Annotated in this window: 17 protein-coding genes; 11 read left to right on the top strand and 6 right to left on the bottom strand. The window is 56.3% G+C overall.

The annotated features are described in order from the left end of the window. Positions 1–82 precede the first annotated feature (82 nt). On the top strand, positions 83–481 hold the full coding sequence (locus QMK54_RS15285) for a hypothetical protein (RefSeq protein ID WP_110659537.1): 399 nt from the start codon (positions 83–85) through the stop codon (positions 479–481). A 39-nt stretch (positions 482–520) separates the two neighbouring features. Here the strand turns inward: QMK54_RS15285 and QMK54_RS15280 are convergent, their stop codons facing one another. After that, the gene (locus QMK54_RS15280; RefSeq protein WP_223588506.1) at positions 521–913 is read right to left on the bottom strand and encodes a GFA family protein; all 393 of its coding nucleotides are present in this window, start codon (positions 911–913) and stop codon (positions 521–523) included. 72 nt (positions 914–985) lie between these two features. Beyond that, entirely contained in the window at positions 986–1,786 is an 801-nt protein-coding gene (locus tag QMK54_RS15275) for a transporter (protein ID WP_413787371.1), read from the bottom strand. Between the two features lie 306 nt (positions 1,787–2,092). Here QMK54_RS15275 and QMK54_RS15270 point away from each other — a divergent pair, with 306 nt between their 5' ends. The 3 genes from QMK54_RS15270 to QMK54_RS15260 all read left to right on the top strand — a co-directional run bounded on the left by QMK54_RS15270 (position 2,093) and on the right by QMK54_RS15260 (position 3,748). After that, positions 2,093–2,773 (top strand): DUF3313 domain-containing protein, encoded by a 681-nt coding sequence (locus tag QMK54_RS15270; protein ID WP_103393493.1) that lies wholly within the window; start codon positions 2,093–2,095, stop codon positions 2,771–2,773. Positions 2,774–2,888: 115 nt separating this feature from the next. Continuing rightward, positions 2,889–3,350: a YMGG-like glycine zipper-containing protein gene (locus QMK54_RS15265; protein WP_110659547.1), complete on the top strand. Its 462-nt coding sequence runs from the start codon at positions 2,889–2,891 to the stop codon at positions 3,348–3,350. Between the two features lie 56 nt (positions 3,351–3,406). Next, positions 3,407–3,748 (top strand): hypothetical protein, encoded by a 342-nt coding sequence (locus tag QMK54_RS15260; protein WP_320402851.1) that lies wholly within the window; start codon positions 3,407–3,409, stop codon positions 3,746–3,748. Positions 3,749–4,545: 797 nt separating this feature from the next. Here the strand turns inward: QMK54_RS15260 and QMK54_RS15255 are convergent. After that, a complete protein-coding gene (locus QMK54_RS15255) occupies positions 4,546–5,604 on the bottom strand; it encodes an IS110 family transposase (RefSeq protein WP_320402891.1) in 1,059 nt (352 codons plus the stop codon). 893 nt (positions 5,605–6,497) lie between these two features. Between QMK54_RS15255 and QMK54_RS15250 the strand changes: the two genes are divergently transcribed. The 7 genes from QMK54_RS15250 (at position 6,498) to QMK54_RS15220 (ending at position 12,271) form a co-directional block, all read left to right on the top strand. Continuing rightward, positions 6,498–7,319, top strand: coding sequence for a transcriptional regulator (locus QMK54_RS15250; protein ID WP_320402850.1), 822 nt, complete (start codon positions 6,498–6,500; stop codon positions 7,317–7,319). Next, entirely contained in the window at positions 7,316–7,798 is a 483-nt protein-coding gene (locus QMK54_RS15245; RefSeq protein ID WP_223588496.1) for a hypothetical protein, read from the top strand. The genes QMK54_RS15250 and QMK54_RS15245 overlap by 4 nt, the downstream gene beginning before the upstream one ends. A gap of 173 nt (positions 7,799–7,971) precedes the next feature. Further along, positions 7,972–8,262 carry a hypothetical protein gene (locus QMK54_RS15240; protein ID WP_110658722.1) on the top strand — a complete coding sequence of 97 codons (291 nt, stop codon included), beginning with the start codon at positions 7,972–7,974 and terminating at the stop codon, positions 8,260–8,262. Between the two features lie 153 nt (positions 8,263–8,415). Next, positions 8,416–8,748 (top strand): hypothetical protein, encoded by a 333-nt coding sequence (locus QMK54_RS15235; protein WP_110658716.1) that lies wholly within the window; start codon positions 8,416–8,418, stop codon positions 8,746–8,748. A 76-nt stretch (positions 8,749–8,824) separates the two neighbouring features. Next, positions 8,825–9,862: a helix-turn-helix domain-containing protein gene (locus QMK54_RS15230; RefSeq protein ID WP_320402849.1), complete on the top strand. Its 1,038-nt coding sequence runs from the start codon at positions 8,825–8,827 to the stop codon at positions 9,860–9,862. Positions 9,863–10,104: 242 nt separating this feature from the next. After that, complete coding sequence (locus QMK54_RS15225; protein WP_320402848.1) at positions 10,105–11,700, top strand: EAL domain-containing protein; 1,596 nt, start codon at positions 10,105–10,107, stop codon at positions 11,698–11,700. Between the two features lie 70 nt (positions 11,701–11,770). Continuing rightward, a complete protein-coding gene (locus tag QMK54_RS15220) occupies positions 11,771–12,271 on the top strand; it encodes an outer membrane beta-barrel protein (protein ID WP_110658710.1) in 501 nt (166 codons plus the stop codon). Between the two features lie 118 nt (positions 12,272–12,389). Here QMK54_RS15220 and QMK54_RS15215 read toward each other — a convergent pair whose 3' ends face one another. The 3 genes from QMK54_RS15215 to QMK54_RS15205 all read right to left on the bottom strand — a co-directional run bounded on the left by QMK54_RS15215 (position 12,390) and on the right by QMK54_RS15205 (position 14,897). Then, complete coding sequence (locus QMK54_RS15215; RefSeq protein ID WP_263295988.1) at positions 12,390–12,518, bottom strand: hypothetical protein; 129 nt, start codon at positions 12,516–12,518, stop codon at positions 12,390–12,392. Between the two features lie 25 nt (positions 12,519–12,543). Beyond that, positions 12,544–14,154, bottom strand: a complete 1,611-nt coding sequence (locus QMK54_RS15210) for a mechanosensitive ion channel family protein (protein ID WP_320402847.1) — start codon at positions 14,152–14,154, stop codon at positions 12,544–12,546. A 287-nt stretch (positions 14,155–14,441) separates the two neighbouring features. Further along, positions 14,442–14,897: a YMGG-like glycine zipper-containing protein gene (locus QMK54_RS15205; RefSeq protein WP_223588487.1), complete on the bottom strand. Its 456-nt coding sequence runs from the start codon at positions 14,895–14,897 to the stop codon at positions 14,442–14,444. Positions 14,898–15,084: the final 187 nt, after the last annotated feature.

The following is a 15,084-nucleotide window of genomic DNA, read 5'->3' as shown; positions in this document are numbered from 1 at the left end:
CTTAGCCACACCCGCTCGGTAAGTGCGTACCCGCAGGCAGATGGCCACACGTCCAATTGTCAATCAGAGGTTGTCTTCGTTCATGAAATTCCATGACCCACGGATGGTGCTCTTCGGCCTGTTCGCGTTCGCTGCAGTGGGCTCGGCATCGGCAACACAGATGATGACCTCTACCCCAGCCTTGGCCCCTGAAGTCGTAGCCGTTCAGGCGCCGGTCCAGGCTGCCGGCAACCCTTGGCCGACCCTGTCCAGTATCGCCGGCGAGCATCCAGGACCGTTGCTTGCCCATGATGACCGGTACTGGCATGACGGCCATTGGCACTATCGCAGGGACGATTGGCGCCGAGACGACTGGCATAGAGATCAGTGGCGTAGAGAGCAAGCCCGCCGGGAAGCCGAACGCCGTCGTGATTGGGAGCGCCACCAGGATCGGGCCATGCGACACCGTTACGAGGACGATCACCGCTACTATCGTCGCTAGCAGCCCGCTCAAGACCTGGCGTACAGCAATGCGTGCCCGCTAGCCCTCAAAACGCCCCGTGGAATCCCGATCGCGCTCGTAGCGTCGCGTGAGCGTAAACACCGGCAACCAGGCCTCGCGACGCACGACCCAGCTCTCGTAGGTCGGTGTCAGTTGGTCCGGGGCATCGAGGGATCCGAGGTTCACCTCGATTTCGTCTGCACTGCGCGCGAACACCGATGAACCGCAGCGCGGACAGAAATGCCGCCCTGCGTAGTCATGTGTTTCGCCTTCGATCGTCACGGCATCCTGATGAAATATCGCGGATGCATGAAACAGCGCCCCATGATGCTTGCGGCAGTCGAGACAGTGACAAACGCCAACCCGGAACGGGCGCCCCGATGCGATGAATCGCACGTTGCCGCACAGGCAACCACCGGTGAATCGGTCCATGTTGCGTCTCCTCTGAATCATGCCGTCGGGATGTTCATCAACGCCACGCCGGTCGCATCACGAAACGGTGCCTCAGCGCGGAAACAGGAATGTCACCGCGGCGCGAAAGCCCCACCCTTGCGGGCCGTCGTCCGGGCTGTCGAGCCAGTAGCGCGGGCCAGCCTGCACCGTCAGCGGTTGTCCGCCGATCTTCAACAGCTGGGTGACCGTCAGGTTGATCGGTACCGACCATTCGCGCGATTGCCAATTGTAGGTCGACTCGGTATTCACCCCATAGGTCGTGAGCGTATGGGTGGTGTAAGAGAGGAAGGGTTGCAGGAAGGTCTGGTTGACCTTTTCCTTGTCGTCCGGCGGGCTGTCGTCCAGGCCCCAGATATGGTTGGCCAGGATGCCTCGGGTCCAGCCATTCGACTGTTTCAACGCCACCGCCGTCGGGCCGAGGCCCCATTGCTCACTGCCGAGCAATTCGTCACTGCCGGTCGGAATCAAGATCGCAGGGCCGGCACCGAGTATCCAGCCACTTTCCGTGGGCTTCGTCGGCGAAAAGAAAAAACTCTGGGTGATATCGCCGGTGCCGGATTTGTCCGCCGCGCCATTGGGGGCCAGGCCGTGCTGGTCGATGATCGGCAGAATAGTGCGCGAAATGAGGTTCCAGTCTTCGTTCAAGACAAACGGCAGCACGGGCTGGATATTGGTCACGCTGTGCATGCCCTCGCCGGTCGGCCCCATCTTCTGGTCCCAGTTGTACTGCACCGGCAGGCTGTACATCGCCGCGACCGGGTTGAGAGCTTTCTTCGCCAATTCGGCCGAATCTTCGGCCTGAGCCACCGGGATAACGCCCATCGCAACGACGACTGTCGACGCGGTAACCATCCATCGTTCTTTCACATCCATTCTCTCTCACCTGTAGGCGCCCAACCGGGTTGCTAAGCGTTAGCGTAGGCAACTGTAATCCATGTGCAATCCTTTCTGGCCATGTGTTTAACAGTTTTTGAGGGTTATTGATTCGGATTATCCCGCTGCCACGGGCAGCATTCGGCCCGCATTGAACGGCGTGCAAGCACCTGCTTTGCGTACCCGACCGGCGAGTAACAGTGCCCGGATACAGGGGCACCCAGACCAATGCCTGGAGCCAGGCCGGAACCCGAATGACAACTTCATCACTTGAGAACCAAATACATGGGCATGTCGAATAAATGGATTGTGGGTATTGCTTTGAGCTGTGTATTTCAGGTCGGCTGTGTCTCGAAAGTCGCGCAGCAAGAGCAATACTCGGGCTTCCTGGGCAATTACCAGGGCCTGGAGGAGCAAACTACCCCGAGTGAACAGAAGGTATTGCGCTGGGTATCACCGGGGTTCGATCCTCGCGCGTATTCCACCGTGGTGTTCAGGCAGATGGAGCTGTATCCAGCGCCGCAGCCGACCGCGCGCGTCAGCCTGAAGACGCTCAAAGACTTGCAATTGATGGCCAGCGACAGCGTCAAGAACGCCTTTGCCCGTCGCTATGCGATCGTTTCTTATCCGCAGCTGGCGCCGACCGATTCAAGGTCGCTGATCCTGCAGGCGGCGATCACTCACGTCAGTGCCAACAACGAAGGCATGCACTGGTATGAGGCCGTTCCAATCGGGGCAATTGTCGGGGCAACACAAGCAGCCACCGGCCATCGTGACCAGACCGCCGAGATGTACATCGAAGCCAACCTGATCGACGCCAAAACCGGTTTGCCGGTGGCGAAGATCGTTCGCAAGGTGTTTGGCGAGACACTCGAAAATGCCGAACAGCCGATTGTTGCCAATGACTTCAAGGTTGCACTCAAAGGCATGACAGACGATATGCAGGCCCTCCTCCTCAAGCGTTGACGCTCAAGCAAACCCCATCGCCAGCAGACCGGCATGGGGTTTCATAGTGGCGCCACGTCGTGTTTTCCCCCTGACAAACCGTCAGCCGTGCCGACGCCTGACGTGAGACTCAATGATGAAAATACTCGCCCATGCCTTAACGGCCTGTTTAGTGCTCCTGAGCAATAACGCCCTGGCGGCGACGGTGGTTCCCCTCAAGGGGCAGACATCCCAGACCATCCAGCAGGACACCAGTGCCTGCCAATCCCAGGCCAACGCGCAACATCCGGTCCAAGGCACCGTGCCTTCCGGCGGCCGGGTAAAGGGCGCCGCAACCGCCGCGGTAGCCGGCGCGACCGCGGCAGAAGTGCGCGGCCGCCAACATGAAAACCTCTATGACCAGATCGACGACGATACCAAACAAGACTATCGCCAGAACCGGGCACACAGTGCCGCGGCGGCCGGCGCCGTCGTGGGGGCTTCCAGGCAACGTCAGGCGCGTCGGCAGAATCTTGCCGCGAGTCAGCAAAGCGTTACCGCCAACAACTCTGTCTACAGCAGTTGCCTGCAACAACGTGGTTACGATGTCTTGCCTTGATCGGCGGCGACCATGACTCAACGAATCAAACCGAATCGAACTTGAGGGCTCCACCTATGCGCCTTGCCTGTGTTCCTGTCGTGATGTTCGCTGCCTGGCTCCTGGCCGGTTGCGCTTCATCCCCGAACAACCCGACTTCAACGTTGCAAACGGACAAATCGCCCGAGCAGTATGTCGACTGCCTCGTACCCAAGTTGAAGGACCAGGAGATGAACCCTGTCGTGACCGCACGCGAACGCAGTTACCGGGTGGTTGTTTCGAGCAAGATCGCCGTAGACACGGTGCTGCAAACCCATAGGGCACAGGATGGCGGCAAGGTGTATTTGTACGAGCGCCAATTGCTGGCCTCGACCTTCAAGCCATCGGGCTTCGAGCGCACCGCACAGGAATGTTTGTAGCGCCAGACCGCGATTAGCCGGCTCAAATGTTCAGGAGCAATCTCAGCGCTGTCTCACCTGCCCTTCTCCTCTCCAGGCCTGGCCTGCGACTCCCCAGACGCTAACCCCCAATTCGGCATTCAGGTAATGCACAACGCAAAAACAGGTTCTTCACGCATTCCCGGAAAACTGTAGGAGCCGGCTTGCTGGCGATGGACTCACGTGCGCCGCGCTTATCCAGTTCATACGCGTCATCGTTAACGACCATCGCTGGCAAGCCAGCTCCTACAGGGGACCGCGTCCTGGTCGAAATGATTTGGACGCCAAACTGTAGGAGCCGGCTTGCTGGCGATGGACTCACGTGCGCCGCGTTTATCCGGTTCGTACGCGTTATCGTTAACGACCATCGCTGGCAAGCCAGCTCCTACAGGGGACCGCGTCCTGGTCGAAATGATGTGAGCTCCAAACTGTAGGAGCCGGCTTGCTGGCGATGGACGCAAGTGCGCCGCGTTTATCCAGTTCATACGCGTCATCGTTAACGACCATCGCTGGCAAGCCAGCTCCTATGTATGGACTCGCCCCCACTGTCTACCCGCTTTTGAAAAACCGCTGCCCCGTTGCATCTATGTATTAGGCCTATTCGTGGAAGCCGTCTTCGGCTTCTGGCCAAAATTGGAAAAGCTCGTGGTATGCCGATTACAGTCAGGCCTCGAAGGCCAGTAGGAGCTTAGGCATCAATCCACGCCGGTCTTACCTGGGGTCAATTTTTTTCAGCAGAGGGTCAGACGGTTAGTACCTCGGTGGCAGAACTCTGTCGCTCAGTGGCCCATCGTCGCTGGCTGGCCATCACCCGCGTGGCGACGATAAGTCTGGTCATTCTGTAGAAGCACCCAGACGATTCGCAGGTTGCGGTTGGCTAGCCTGATCGCAGCCTCCTTACGGCCCAACCGGCTCATCCAGTGCAACAAGCGGCGGTCATCGGGTTGCTGGGAATCAGGTCGTAGTTGTTGCAGCACCGCATGGGCTCCCTGGATCATCAGGCTGCGTAAATAAGCATCACCTCGCTTGGTCATGCCCCCCAACCGGACCGTCTCCCCGCTGCTGTGCTGGTCAGGCACCATGCCAAAGTACGCGGCAAACTTGCGGGCATTGGGAAATCGCTCAGGCTTGGTTTCCTTGGCCACCAGTGCCGTGGCAGTGACCGGGCCGATGCCGCGCACAGTCATTAGCCGCTTCGCCGTCATGTCAGCGTTGGCGGCCACTTCCAGGCGTCCCGTCAGTACGCTGATGCGCTCGCCCAAATGGCGCCACTCGGCCAACAGTTCGTCGATCAGCTCACGCAGCAGGCCCGGCACCGGCTGGGTGGCATCTTCCAGCACCCGCGGGATTTTCTGGCTGATCGCAACATCGCCCTGTGCCAAGGCTACGCCGTGCTCAAGCAGCAGGCCGCGCATCTGATTACTGAGGGCCGTGCGTCGACGCACATAGCCCTGGCGGGCACGATGCAACGCCTGCATTGCCAGCGCCGCAACGCTTTTGACCGGTACTGCGCAGATTTTTTCATCGCGATTGGCCCGCAGAATCGCCAGCGCATCGTTGCGATCATTTTTAGGCCCGCTGCGATGTGTGGCCACCAAACCGGCTGGAAGAATCCGCACCGGATTACCTTGCTCTTGCAGCTGCCGGGCCCAGGCCTGGGCACCCGGACCGGTCTCCATCAAAACCACGACATGCGCCGGCAACTGTCGGAGAAAATCATAAAACGCCTCGCGCGACTTGATCCGCTGCTCGTAGCGCACCTGGCCGAGGATATCTTCACCGGCGACCTGAAAGACCTGTTTGGCCAAGTCGACCGCCAAGGTTGTGCAGGCCGACAAATCGGAAGAAGACACGGATTGATCAAACGAACTATGATTTTTCATGGACTCGCCCTCGCTGTCGTTGGCTGTTTAGACTGCCACCGTGGCGCATTGACGCCTCGGCTTGGGCGAGTCCATCCAATTACAAGGGACCGCGTCCTGGTTGAAATGATTTGGACGCCAAACTGTAGGAGCCGGCTTGCTGGCGATGGACGCAAGTGCGCCGCGTTTATCCGGTTCGTACGAGGGACCGCGTCTGGGTCGACAATGAGGGGGCCGCTAATCCCGTGAAAGAACCAAAAAAAACCCCGCGTCCGCCATGGAAGGACGCGGGGTAAAGGTCGTTGAAACAAGAGGCGAGGATCGTTTAATACCGACAAACAAACCATGAACGTGATTTGTGCCAACGCTCCTCAAGATCCATTTAAAACTGCAACGATCCAGATTCAAAGCTAATTGGCATCAATAATAATCATCCATGAATCGGGCGCGCTAAAAACCATCATTGATCTGTATCCCGAGGACCTCGAACAACTCAGGTAACAATTAATACCTTGACGAAACAGTTAGTTCGACTCGCTCAAACCTTGGCCCAGCGCAATGCCAACTGCCCGAGCTTGCAGTTTTCGGATAGCGCAGTTAGTCCGTTCCAAGCATCATTATCGAGTCAAATTCAAAACCCATGGGTAATCCAGCCATGCTTTTCCTTTGTTCGATTCAACTGCTACCAATGACGGGCAGGTTTGTTTTCCGCACTGCACGCCGCTGAAACGAGCCAATCCCGCATTGTCCGGTGACACCCGGTGCACCTTCCGCCTGGCCTCTCATCTGCGCACACTCTCCGACCAGAATGTACCGTGCCAAATCCGGCCCCTATACTCAGGCCCGAATCGCCTGAACGGAAGATTTCTATGAGCCACACCTTCAAGTTGAAAAATGGCGCCGTGGCCGTATTCGACCCAGACAGCGCCGTGCTTTGCATTACAACACCCCATGGAGATGTACAAAACTCCACGCTAGGTAGAGCTGAGTCGCGCCTGTTGGACCTGCTGCTCATGGAGCCGGGAGTCACTAAAAGCCGCGACGAAATCATCGACTACACCTGGAACGACCGCGTGGTTGCCTCCGGTAGTTTGAATCAAACCGTTTTCTCACTACGCAATATTCTTAATGACGGTCGAGATCACGAGATTCTGATGACTGTTCCTCGACGAGGATACTGCTTCAACCGACACTGTATGGTCGATGCTGCGGCAGATATAACAGCACCCACAGAGGAAGTTGTGCAACCAGTCGCTCCCGGCCCTGGACAACCAGCGTCACCTGGTATTGATGAGCCGCCGGCACCATCAGCCAAAACTGAACAATCCACCCGCATCACAAAGGCTCAACTGATCGCTTACATCGTTACGCTGGCAGTCGGTGCCTTTACTATTTTTCAGTTTGACTTCGACGCGCCAAAAATTGAAATTTCCAGTATCGACAACAATGGACTGGTCATACACGCCGTGGGCAGCGATCTTGCCGAGGCTAAAGCGCTGATGGACCTGTCGGTCAAACAAACTGAACAGCTATCGCCAAGCCTGAAGGGCCAGGTCTGGATCAACCTGTATAAAGCCAATTACTCCGTTTCGTGTATCCGCCCGGACCAAAGCACTGCAAATCTACAATTGAACAGCAGCGAAAGAGACCTCGCCTTGATGATTCGTCAATGTCTGGAAGTCACCTTATGAAGTTTAAAATTCCGCAAGCCGTTCACTGGCCGATCATTGCCTTGATCAATGCACTCTGTCTTTTTTCCCTTTTCTACTCTCCCTCGCGCTACATGGAAAACACCAGTTATCAAACAAAAACAAGGCAATGGCTGGAAGATCTCAATCAACTCAATACCGAAGAGTACCTGACTATCGGGCATGGCCGACTCACTGGGACAACCCTGGAAAGCCTGAATGGGAAAATCCGCAATGCGACCATTTCAGCGAATATCATCGGAGAAAGCAGTACACACGTCGAGATCAAGGTCAGCAACATCAAGCTCAGCCAGGACAATGAACTTTTTGCCATTGAAAAGACTCCCGACCTGTTCTTCAGACGTCAATACGTCTTGCAGGAAGGTGCCATTCTAAATTACGAATTGATTCCAACACCTGACAAAAGCGCCGTGTGCTTTTATGTACATGAACTTGGCCGCCTGCGCTGTATGAACCATTGACCGGCCTCGCGAACCGACTCGACATCCAAACAACTTCTCAAACAAAAATAACCCTTATTGATTTGAATCAATCACCTCTCCTGCCAAAAATCCCTCGCCGATAACCTTTAGAATCGAGCCAGCTTGATTCTCGTCCGGGACAATGCCCTACACAGGAGAATCAAGTGAAAGCCATGCATTTCCTGCGAATTCATAAATCGACGACATTCGGATTCCTGGCGGTTGCATTTTTGTCCGCCATGCCAGCTTATTCGTTAGCGCACGACGAGCACTCTGTCGAAAGCACGACCATTGAGTATTATGAAATTGAAACAAGCCCGGACGACGTTCAGAAACTATCGCATCTGAAAATTCATAGTGAAAATGTGTATCACGCGGACGAGCAGGACGATGATTTCCCTCTCTCAACCCCGCCACAAGGTGATGCCGGCACGAGTTACGCCAGTTCGCTGATAATACTCTGACGCGCATGCGACCCATCCTGGCGACCTCGTAAATATGAGTTATTGACTTTGGCAGGCACTATCGAAGTGAGAGTATTTGCAGCCCAAGTCGTGGCAGAGCCGCAACTGACATTCTGCTCTGCCTGAATAAACTGTTAACAAGGAATCGCCTCGATGCTACTGAAAAAATTCGTCACCGTGTCGTTTGGTTTATTGCTTTCCCTCAAGGCCATGGCCGACGACAAGGGCATCTACAGTACAAAATTGACGAGTGTCGAAACCAACAAAAAGGCCCCAAGCACCGTGAAAACTGGCTATCAGGTAAAAACCGGTTATCGTATTGACGATTTTTACTCCTTTACAGCAGCAGCCATTGACCCGATGAAACCCCAATCGCAGATCTTCAGTTCGAAAATCGACCCGCGCAACGTTCAGCACATGGATGACTCGGCGTTGGCCAGCAAGTACGCGTTTTCGGCGGAATTGGAACTGATCCGGGGACTCTGACACGCCGATGCGTATCTTCCCCATGACTGCCCGTCAGGCCTGATCCTGATCATTTAACAGATGAGCTTTCAATTTCATGAGTATTGCACCGCCCGATGAAATCTTTCATTTGTCTTCTGCCTCGCCGAGCCAACTGAACAGAACAATTGGCAATTGGGAAATGAGCCTGATCCCGACTGAGCATGAGGCGCGCATTCGGCAACACAAACTCTTTCACAGCCCCGTACTCCAGTGCAGTCGCCTTGAGTTCGACTCATCCGTCACCCTGGTCAGTTCTGTCCCTGCCGGATTCGTGACGTTCGCCATTTCCCAGTCGCCGATTGGGTGCCCCGTCGTAAACAATCACAAACTACGGCCGAATGAAGTCATCGTATTGCACAGCGATGAATCGGTGCATTACACCTGCGAACCGAACGAAACACTTTTCACCATCACCACAACGCTGGAGCACTATGACCGATGCCGCCAACAACACCGTGTCATAGACATCCTTGCCAACAGGACAAACCACAGTTTTCAGGCTGAAAACTTTCAATTCATCCAGTCGGCCATTCAAGCCATCAGCGCTGCGTGCGTAGACATCAACGACTGTGCCTCACCACAACTGGGCGAAGCGCAGCGTTCAGCGATAGAAAGTACGGTACTTGCTTCGCTATTGCAGGCGTTGACACCCGCTGGCGGCATCAACCGCAAGGTGCCAACCAGGCGAAAGGTGGCGATACAAGCCATCGAGTACATTCATGAAAATACAAAAAAAACACTCAATATAAAATCACTCGTAAGGCAACTTGAAACCACCACACGCACCCTGCACTTTGGTTTTATTGAAACCTTCGGGATGTCACCAATGGCCTATATCAGAAATTTGAGACTGGCAAGTGCCCGTCGCGACCTGATTAATAAAACCTGGCCCACCGTGACAGAAACCGCGATGTTCTGGAACTTTCACCATCTGGGTCGGTTTTCCAAGGCCTATCAGATTGCTTACGGAGAGTCACCGTCAGAAACGGCCAGGCGCAACTCAGCCAAACCCAGGAACACCACCTCATCCATTTACAACCAGATGGCTGACCAGAGAAGTTATCTCGTTAACGGACTTTCATCAAAGCCCTGAAAATGATGATTAATAATTTTCCTTGATCAACCACAGGTACCCACAATTGCTTATTTTCCCACTCAAGGAGATAAGCATGCATCATCGAATAAATACACTGCCACTCAAGCAGAAGATCGCTCTATGCATTGCCGTCTACGCAAGCGGCATCTTATTGGCCTGGGTCATTGACTGGTACTGAAGGCGTTTTATCCACGACGACAGCAGTGCACAGTGAAATATTGACACCTCGGGGTTTTTCGATGGTTGCCGCATATAAAGCGTTACTTGGAAGGCACGCAGTCGCTGTATGCCTGATTGCTGCGGCGGGTTGGGCCGCATGGTTCTGTGCTGGAGGAATGGCGGAGCTATTCATTGCACGGAAGTTGAACAACGTTTATGCCGATCTGCGCGCGGCTCAAGTGGAGCCCAATGCGCAGATCGACAAGGTACTGGAAACGCTCGGCGATTTTGATCGTTCGGGCCAGGCATGCTCTGTCGAGCAATATTCACAACTGTCCGATCTGGTTAAAAACCTGCGTTTTGTTGATCAGGCGGCAATCCAGTTGCCCAATGGCAAGATCTGTTCCTCCTACGGACAAGAACTCCCGTCGATACTGGCCGGTAACGAAAAGCGCAAGTTTTCCGTTGGAAAGCGAACCTATTGGGTGGATTCTGGCCACGCAGTTTCCGCGGACAGCGACTTCATCATCGTGTCGGAACGATCAACCTATGTCTGGGCAAACAAGAAGATCCTGCTCGACAATTTGAAGTTCCCCAAGGACCTGCAACTGGACCTGATCGGTCCCGGCGGCGCAGTCCCCATTGCCTCCACGGCCGCCACCCCCCTGACGATGCAGAAGCCGTTCCACCTTGAAGAACTGGTGACCTCGACAGACAAGGTCCTCATCGCCTTTGCCGGCAACCGAAATGAACTGATTTCCGTCATTTCTCTGCCGTTGAGTGCCCTGACAGACCTCAAATTCAAATTATTCATTGGCCTTGCCTGCGTGTTCGCAGTGCTGCTCTTGCTCGCAAGGTGTATCCAGCGTCATTACACCTCGACCGCCGTCCGGCTTCGCCATGCCCTGAAAGCCAACGCACTGGGTGTTCACTATCAGCCCATCGTCAATTTGACGACAGGTTATCTGGTGGGCGCCGAATCTCTTTCTCACTGGAGCGACAACGGCACCCCTATGCCTGCGGACGTTTTCATTGCGGTGGCGGAGAAGTCTGACTTGATCCGCAAACTGACGCGTTCGGTGATTCGACAAGTAGCGGAGGACTACAGCACTTACCTTTGGGCGTGCAAGGATTTCTACATTACGGTCAATCTTTGCGCCCAGGATATTCAGGACCCGAGCTTTCCAGACTATGTGGCCAGCGTGCTGGCGACCTACAACATGCCTGCGTCAGCCATGGCCTTTGAAATTACCGAAAGAACCCTGCTCGACCAGAAGCCTGCCGCCATGCAACTGCAACGGCTTCGGGCGTGCGGTCATCGCATTGCCGTGGACGACTTCGGTATCGGTTACTCCAACCTCGCGCTCCTCGATTCAGTGCCTTTCGACATTCTCAAAATAGATCGCTCGTTCATCGCAGGCGACAGGATCGCGGCCAAGGATGCCCTGTGGCGACACATTGCCCAGTTGGCCAGGTCGCTAAGACTCAAGGTCGTGGCCGAAGGTGTCGAGACTGCGGAGCAACTGCCGCACCTGGTGTCGGAGGGAGTCCTATTGGCGCAAGGCTGGTTGTTCTGCAAAGCGCTGCCCATCCAAGCGTTGGCAAGACGCTACTTTCAATGTCCGGCAAACATCCCGCCCTACGCCTCAAAAATACCAATCAATGACTTCTATTAACCCCTCATGGCCCATCAAATGCTCGCCGAACCCTAACACCTGACAAACCTGTACAAGGACTCCACAACCCATGCTACTTCGAAACCTTGGCTTCGCTTCACTGCTATCGTTGCTGTCTGTCCAGGCGCTTGCTGATGACAAAGGTTTATATCTTGGCGCTGGCGTAACCAGCATTCAGACCGATGAATCCCGGCTCGACGACGAGGACACCAGCTACAAGGTTTATGCAGGTTATCGCGTCAATAGCTACCTGGCCTTCGAGGGGGCCTATGTCGATCTCGGTCAATTCAAGGACAAGAACGTCGATTTCGATGGCAAGTCGGCCCAGGCTGCCGCCCATGTCGGCTTTCCGCTGGGTGACCGATTGCGGTTATTCGGCAGCGTCGGCGCTCACGCCTGGGATGCCGATGGCAATGCCACCGACGACGATACCGGGGTTGACCTGACCTACGGCGTCGGCGTGGAGTTCGATGTCTTTCGCAACATCGGCCTGCGCGCGGAATACGAAGTCCTGGAGGTCGGAGAGATCGACCTGAACCAGACGACCGCATCGGCCTACATGCTTTTCTAATACCGCTACAACTGAGCGGCCTTGCCGGTCGCTCAACGCACTCTATCCCCCCGCATAGCGCCAAAAAAGCCATTAACGCCAAAACCCGGAGCCCTTGCCGGCGCTTTTGAGTACCCCGCTAACCGGCTACCGAGCCGAGGTGAAAACTGCCAATGTGGATGCGGCCGATGAAGACGCCCAGGGCAATGGCCAGGAACACCGCGATTTCCTGGTCGGTCCGCAAGGCATGGAGCACAAACTCGATCATGGTGCGAACTCCCTTTCAGGCGTAATCAGGATTCCTTCGGTTCTTGCGCGGGTGCCGTGTACCACTTGTCCCGGGGCACCCATTTCTCTTGCTGCGGATCGCCCAGATAGTGCGGCGACATGATCTGCACGCCGTACTCGTTGAACACATCCTGGATGTTGGCGTGCAGCATGCTCAGCAGCACCGCTCGAGGCCGGGGCTGACTGGGAATGGCCTGGGCCACCAGCCGATATTCCGGGTAGAAGTCCGACAATGCGGTCTGGAACACCTGGGCCGGCGGCACTTCGAGAATCCCCGGCGTGCGTGCCGCGGCCTCCAGCAGCATCGCCTCCACCTGGCGCCACGGCGTGTCGTAGCCGATGGTCACGACGGTGTCGACCACGTAGCCGGGGCCTTGCACCACCCGCGAGTAGTTCTTGGTGACGGTGCCGGTGATCATCGAATTGGGCAGGGTCAGCACCTCGCCCAGGCCGGTGCGAATGCTGGTGGTGAACATGCCAAGTTCGGTCACCGTGCCTTCGTAGTCGCCAATACGCACGAACTCACCGGGGCGCAGGGTTCGGGTGTAGGTCAGGATCAACCCCGCCGCCGCCTGGCCGACCACGCTGGTGGCGCCCAGGGAAATCATCAGGCCGATCAACACCGACAAGCCTTTGAATGCATCGGTGCCGGCACCCGGCAGGTACGGATAAGCCATGGCCAGGGCAAACAGCCAGATCGCCAGGGAGGTCAGGCGTTGGGTCGGTTGCAGGGTTTCATGGTTCAGCCAGCTGAAGGTGCCCGGTGCCGCCATGCGCCGCAGTATCCGCCGCATGAATGCGGTTACACCACGGGCGATAAAGAATATCGCCAGCGCCACGCCCAGCCCGGGTATGGCACCGACGATCCCTTGCAGCAGATAGTCGCCGAGTTCCAGCAGATAGTTGTTGAGGCTTTCGCCCCAGGGCCGGGTATAGGGAAAACGTGACAGGACAAAGCCCAGCCATTCGTACGTCAGCAGCAACACGACGATCCAGCGCACCAGCTCCAGCAGGCGGCTGGCCAACGGGTACAGATAATTGGCGTCGACCAGCGGAACCCGCCCGACCTTAAGGGCCTTGGTGTGCCGATGCATCAGTTCGGGCAGCTTCTTCAGCACTCTGCGCCGCAGGTACGACATGCCAAACAGCAGCGCGATGTAAATGCCGGTGGCGATCAACGCGGCGACTACCGAGCGCAGGATCAACTGCAGGCTGCGGGCTTCGCGGGTTTCGGCCACGACCTGGCGCAGTCTGTCGGCCGCGGCTTCGGCGGCCTGCTGCACCGAGTCATATTCAGTCTCGTCGAAGTCCTTGGGCGAAACGATAAAGGCGCGCCGGCTGCCCAGCAGCACCATGTAGCTTTTCATGATCGGGTCGAGGGTGACATTGAGGTCGTCAGCGTCATCCAGCACCTCACCGATCACGGTTTTCGCCCGTTTGACCCGCGAGGCCGGGCCTTCGCCGAGGAGGGTCGCACGAAACACCATGACGCTGCGGTTGGCGACTTTCAATTCAGCGGGAGCATCAACCACTTTCGGCGCGTCCTCGGCCCACAGTTGCACCGACCAAAACATCCCGAAAACAGTAAACATTACAGCGAGCAGCCTGCTCCGCATGTGTCGGATCCTTACTTCACATAATTCAAATCGAGGGTACGTACCGCAGCGTAGTTCACCGATGAACGGTTGTCAGATTTGAGCTACACGCAGTTTCCTTGCCCGTCTGTTTCCTTGAAACATCGAGCTCAAGCCCCTGAAAATATGCTCTGAGCGGATTCTCGAAACACTGAAGATCCCTGTGGGAGCGAGCCTGCTCACGAAGACGGTGTATCAGACACCTTGATGTTGAATGTGCCGCCGCCATCGCGAGCAGGCTCGCTCCCACAATATGTTCCGTACCCGATTCAAGGATTGACCTGATAACCCTTGCCCTGCAAACAGCTGCTGTAAGCCGACGCGGTGTTCGCCTGGGTGGTTTTCTCGTCCGCCCGGCGTTCCTGGCGCTGACGCGAACCACCGACCACCATCCCGGCCGCTGCCGTCGATTTGGCCTGGTTCTGGCGATAGTCCTGTTTCCTGTCATCGTCGACACGATCATAGGCTTCGTCATGCTGATTGCCGCGCACCTGGGCAGCCGTTGCGCCAGCGGCGGCCCCGACAGCGGCACCCTTGACCCGCCCGCCCGAAGGGGTAGAGGACGTCGAAGCGCTTTGGCTGGCGGCGATGCTGTTGCATTCGTTGATGTCGGCCTGGGTTTGTTGCGAACTTTGCCCTTTCATCGGCACTACCGTTTGCGCCCATCCCGGGGCACTGAAAACCGACAGGGCGATGCACAAGCTGAGCGGTGAAAACCTTTTCATGATGACCTCCGGAAGACCGCGGTTCACCCCCAAAAGGAGTTTAGATCAGCCCCGCTCAGCCACCCGGTTACTGACCAACGGTGGGTTCGATTTCCACCTGTAGGAGAGCTGGTTTGTCGGGGCGCCGCATCGCAGCGATGGCGTCTTGTCAGTCGACGCCTGTTTCGTCTGACACACCGCCATCGCC

Origin of the sequence: Pseudomonas sp. P5_109 (assembly GCF_034009455.1) — a bacterium.
Classification (GTDB): Bacteria; Pseudomonadota; Gammaproteobacteria; order Pseudomonadales; family Pseudomonadaceae; genus Aquipseudomonas.
The sequence above is the reverse complement of the archived record's forward strand: the minus strand, read 5'-3'. Positions and strand labels throughout refer to the sequence as shown.

Coding starts and splice junctions, on each gene's coding strand:
- QMK54_RS15215 (WP_263295988.1), bottom strand. CDS start 12,518: ATGATCGAGTTTGTGCTCCATGCCTTGCGGACCGACCAGGAAATCGCG.
- QMK54_RS15250 (WP_320402850.1), top strand. CDS start 6,498: ATGAGCCACACCTTCAAGTTGAAAAATGGCGCCGTGGCCGTATTCGAC.
- QMK54_RS15285 (WP_110659537.1), top strand. CDS start 83: ATGAAATTCCATGACCCACGGATGGTGCTCTTCGGCCTGTTCGCGTTC.
- QMK54_RS15220 (WP_110658710.1), top strand. CDS start 11,771: ATGCTACTTCGAAACCTTGGCTTCGCTTCACTGCTATCGTTGCTGTCT.
- QMK54_RS15275 (WP_413787371.1), bottom strand. CDS start 1,786: ATGGTTACCGCGTCGACAGTCGTCGTTGCGATGGGCGTTATCCCGGTG.
- QMK54_RS15260 (WP_320402851.1), top strand. CDS start 3,407: ATGCGCCTTGCCTGTGTTCCTGTCGTGATGTTCGCTGCCTGGCTCCTG.
- QMK54_RS15245 (WP_223588496.1), top strand. CDS start 7,316: ATGAAGTTTAAAATTCCGCAAGCCGTTCACTGGCCGATCATTGCCTTG.
- QMK54_RS15240 (WP_110658722.1), top strand. CDS start 7,972: ATGCATTTCCTGCGAATTCATAAATCGACGACATTCGGATTCCTGGCG.
- QMK54_RS15205 (WP_223588487.1), bottom strand. CDS start 14,897: ATGAAAAGGTTTTCACCGCTCAGCTTGTGCATCGCCCTGTCGGTTTTC.
- QMK54_RS15270 (WP_103393493.1), top strand. CDS start 2,093: ATGGGCATGTCGAATAAATGGATTGTGGGTATTGCTTTGAGCTGTGTA.
- QMK54_RS15235 (WP_110658716.1), top strand. CDS start 8,416: ATGCTACTGAAAAAATTCGTCACCGTGTCGTTTGGTTTATTGCTTTCC.
- QMK54_RS15210 (WP_320402847.1), bottom strand. CDS start 14,154: ATGCGGAGCAGGCTGCTCGCTGTAATGTTTACTGTTTTCGGGATGTTT.
- QMK54_RS15280 (WP_223588506.1), bottom strand. CDS start 913: ATGGACCGATTCACCGGTGGTTGCCTGTGCGGCAACGTGCGATTCATC.
- QMK54_RS15225 (WP_320402848.1), top strand. CDS start 10,105: ATGGTTGCCGCATATAAAGCGTTACTTGGAAGGCACGCAGTCGCTGTA.
- QMK54_RS15265 (WP_110659547.1), top strand. CDS start 2,889: ATGAAAATACTCGCCCATGCCTTAACGGCCTGTTTAGTGCTCCTGAGC.
- QMK54_RS15230 (WP_320402849.1), top strand. CDS start 8,825: ATGAGTATTGCACCGCCCGATGAAATCTTTCATTTGTCTTCTGCCTCG.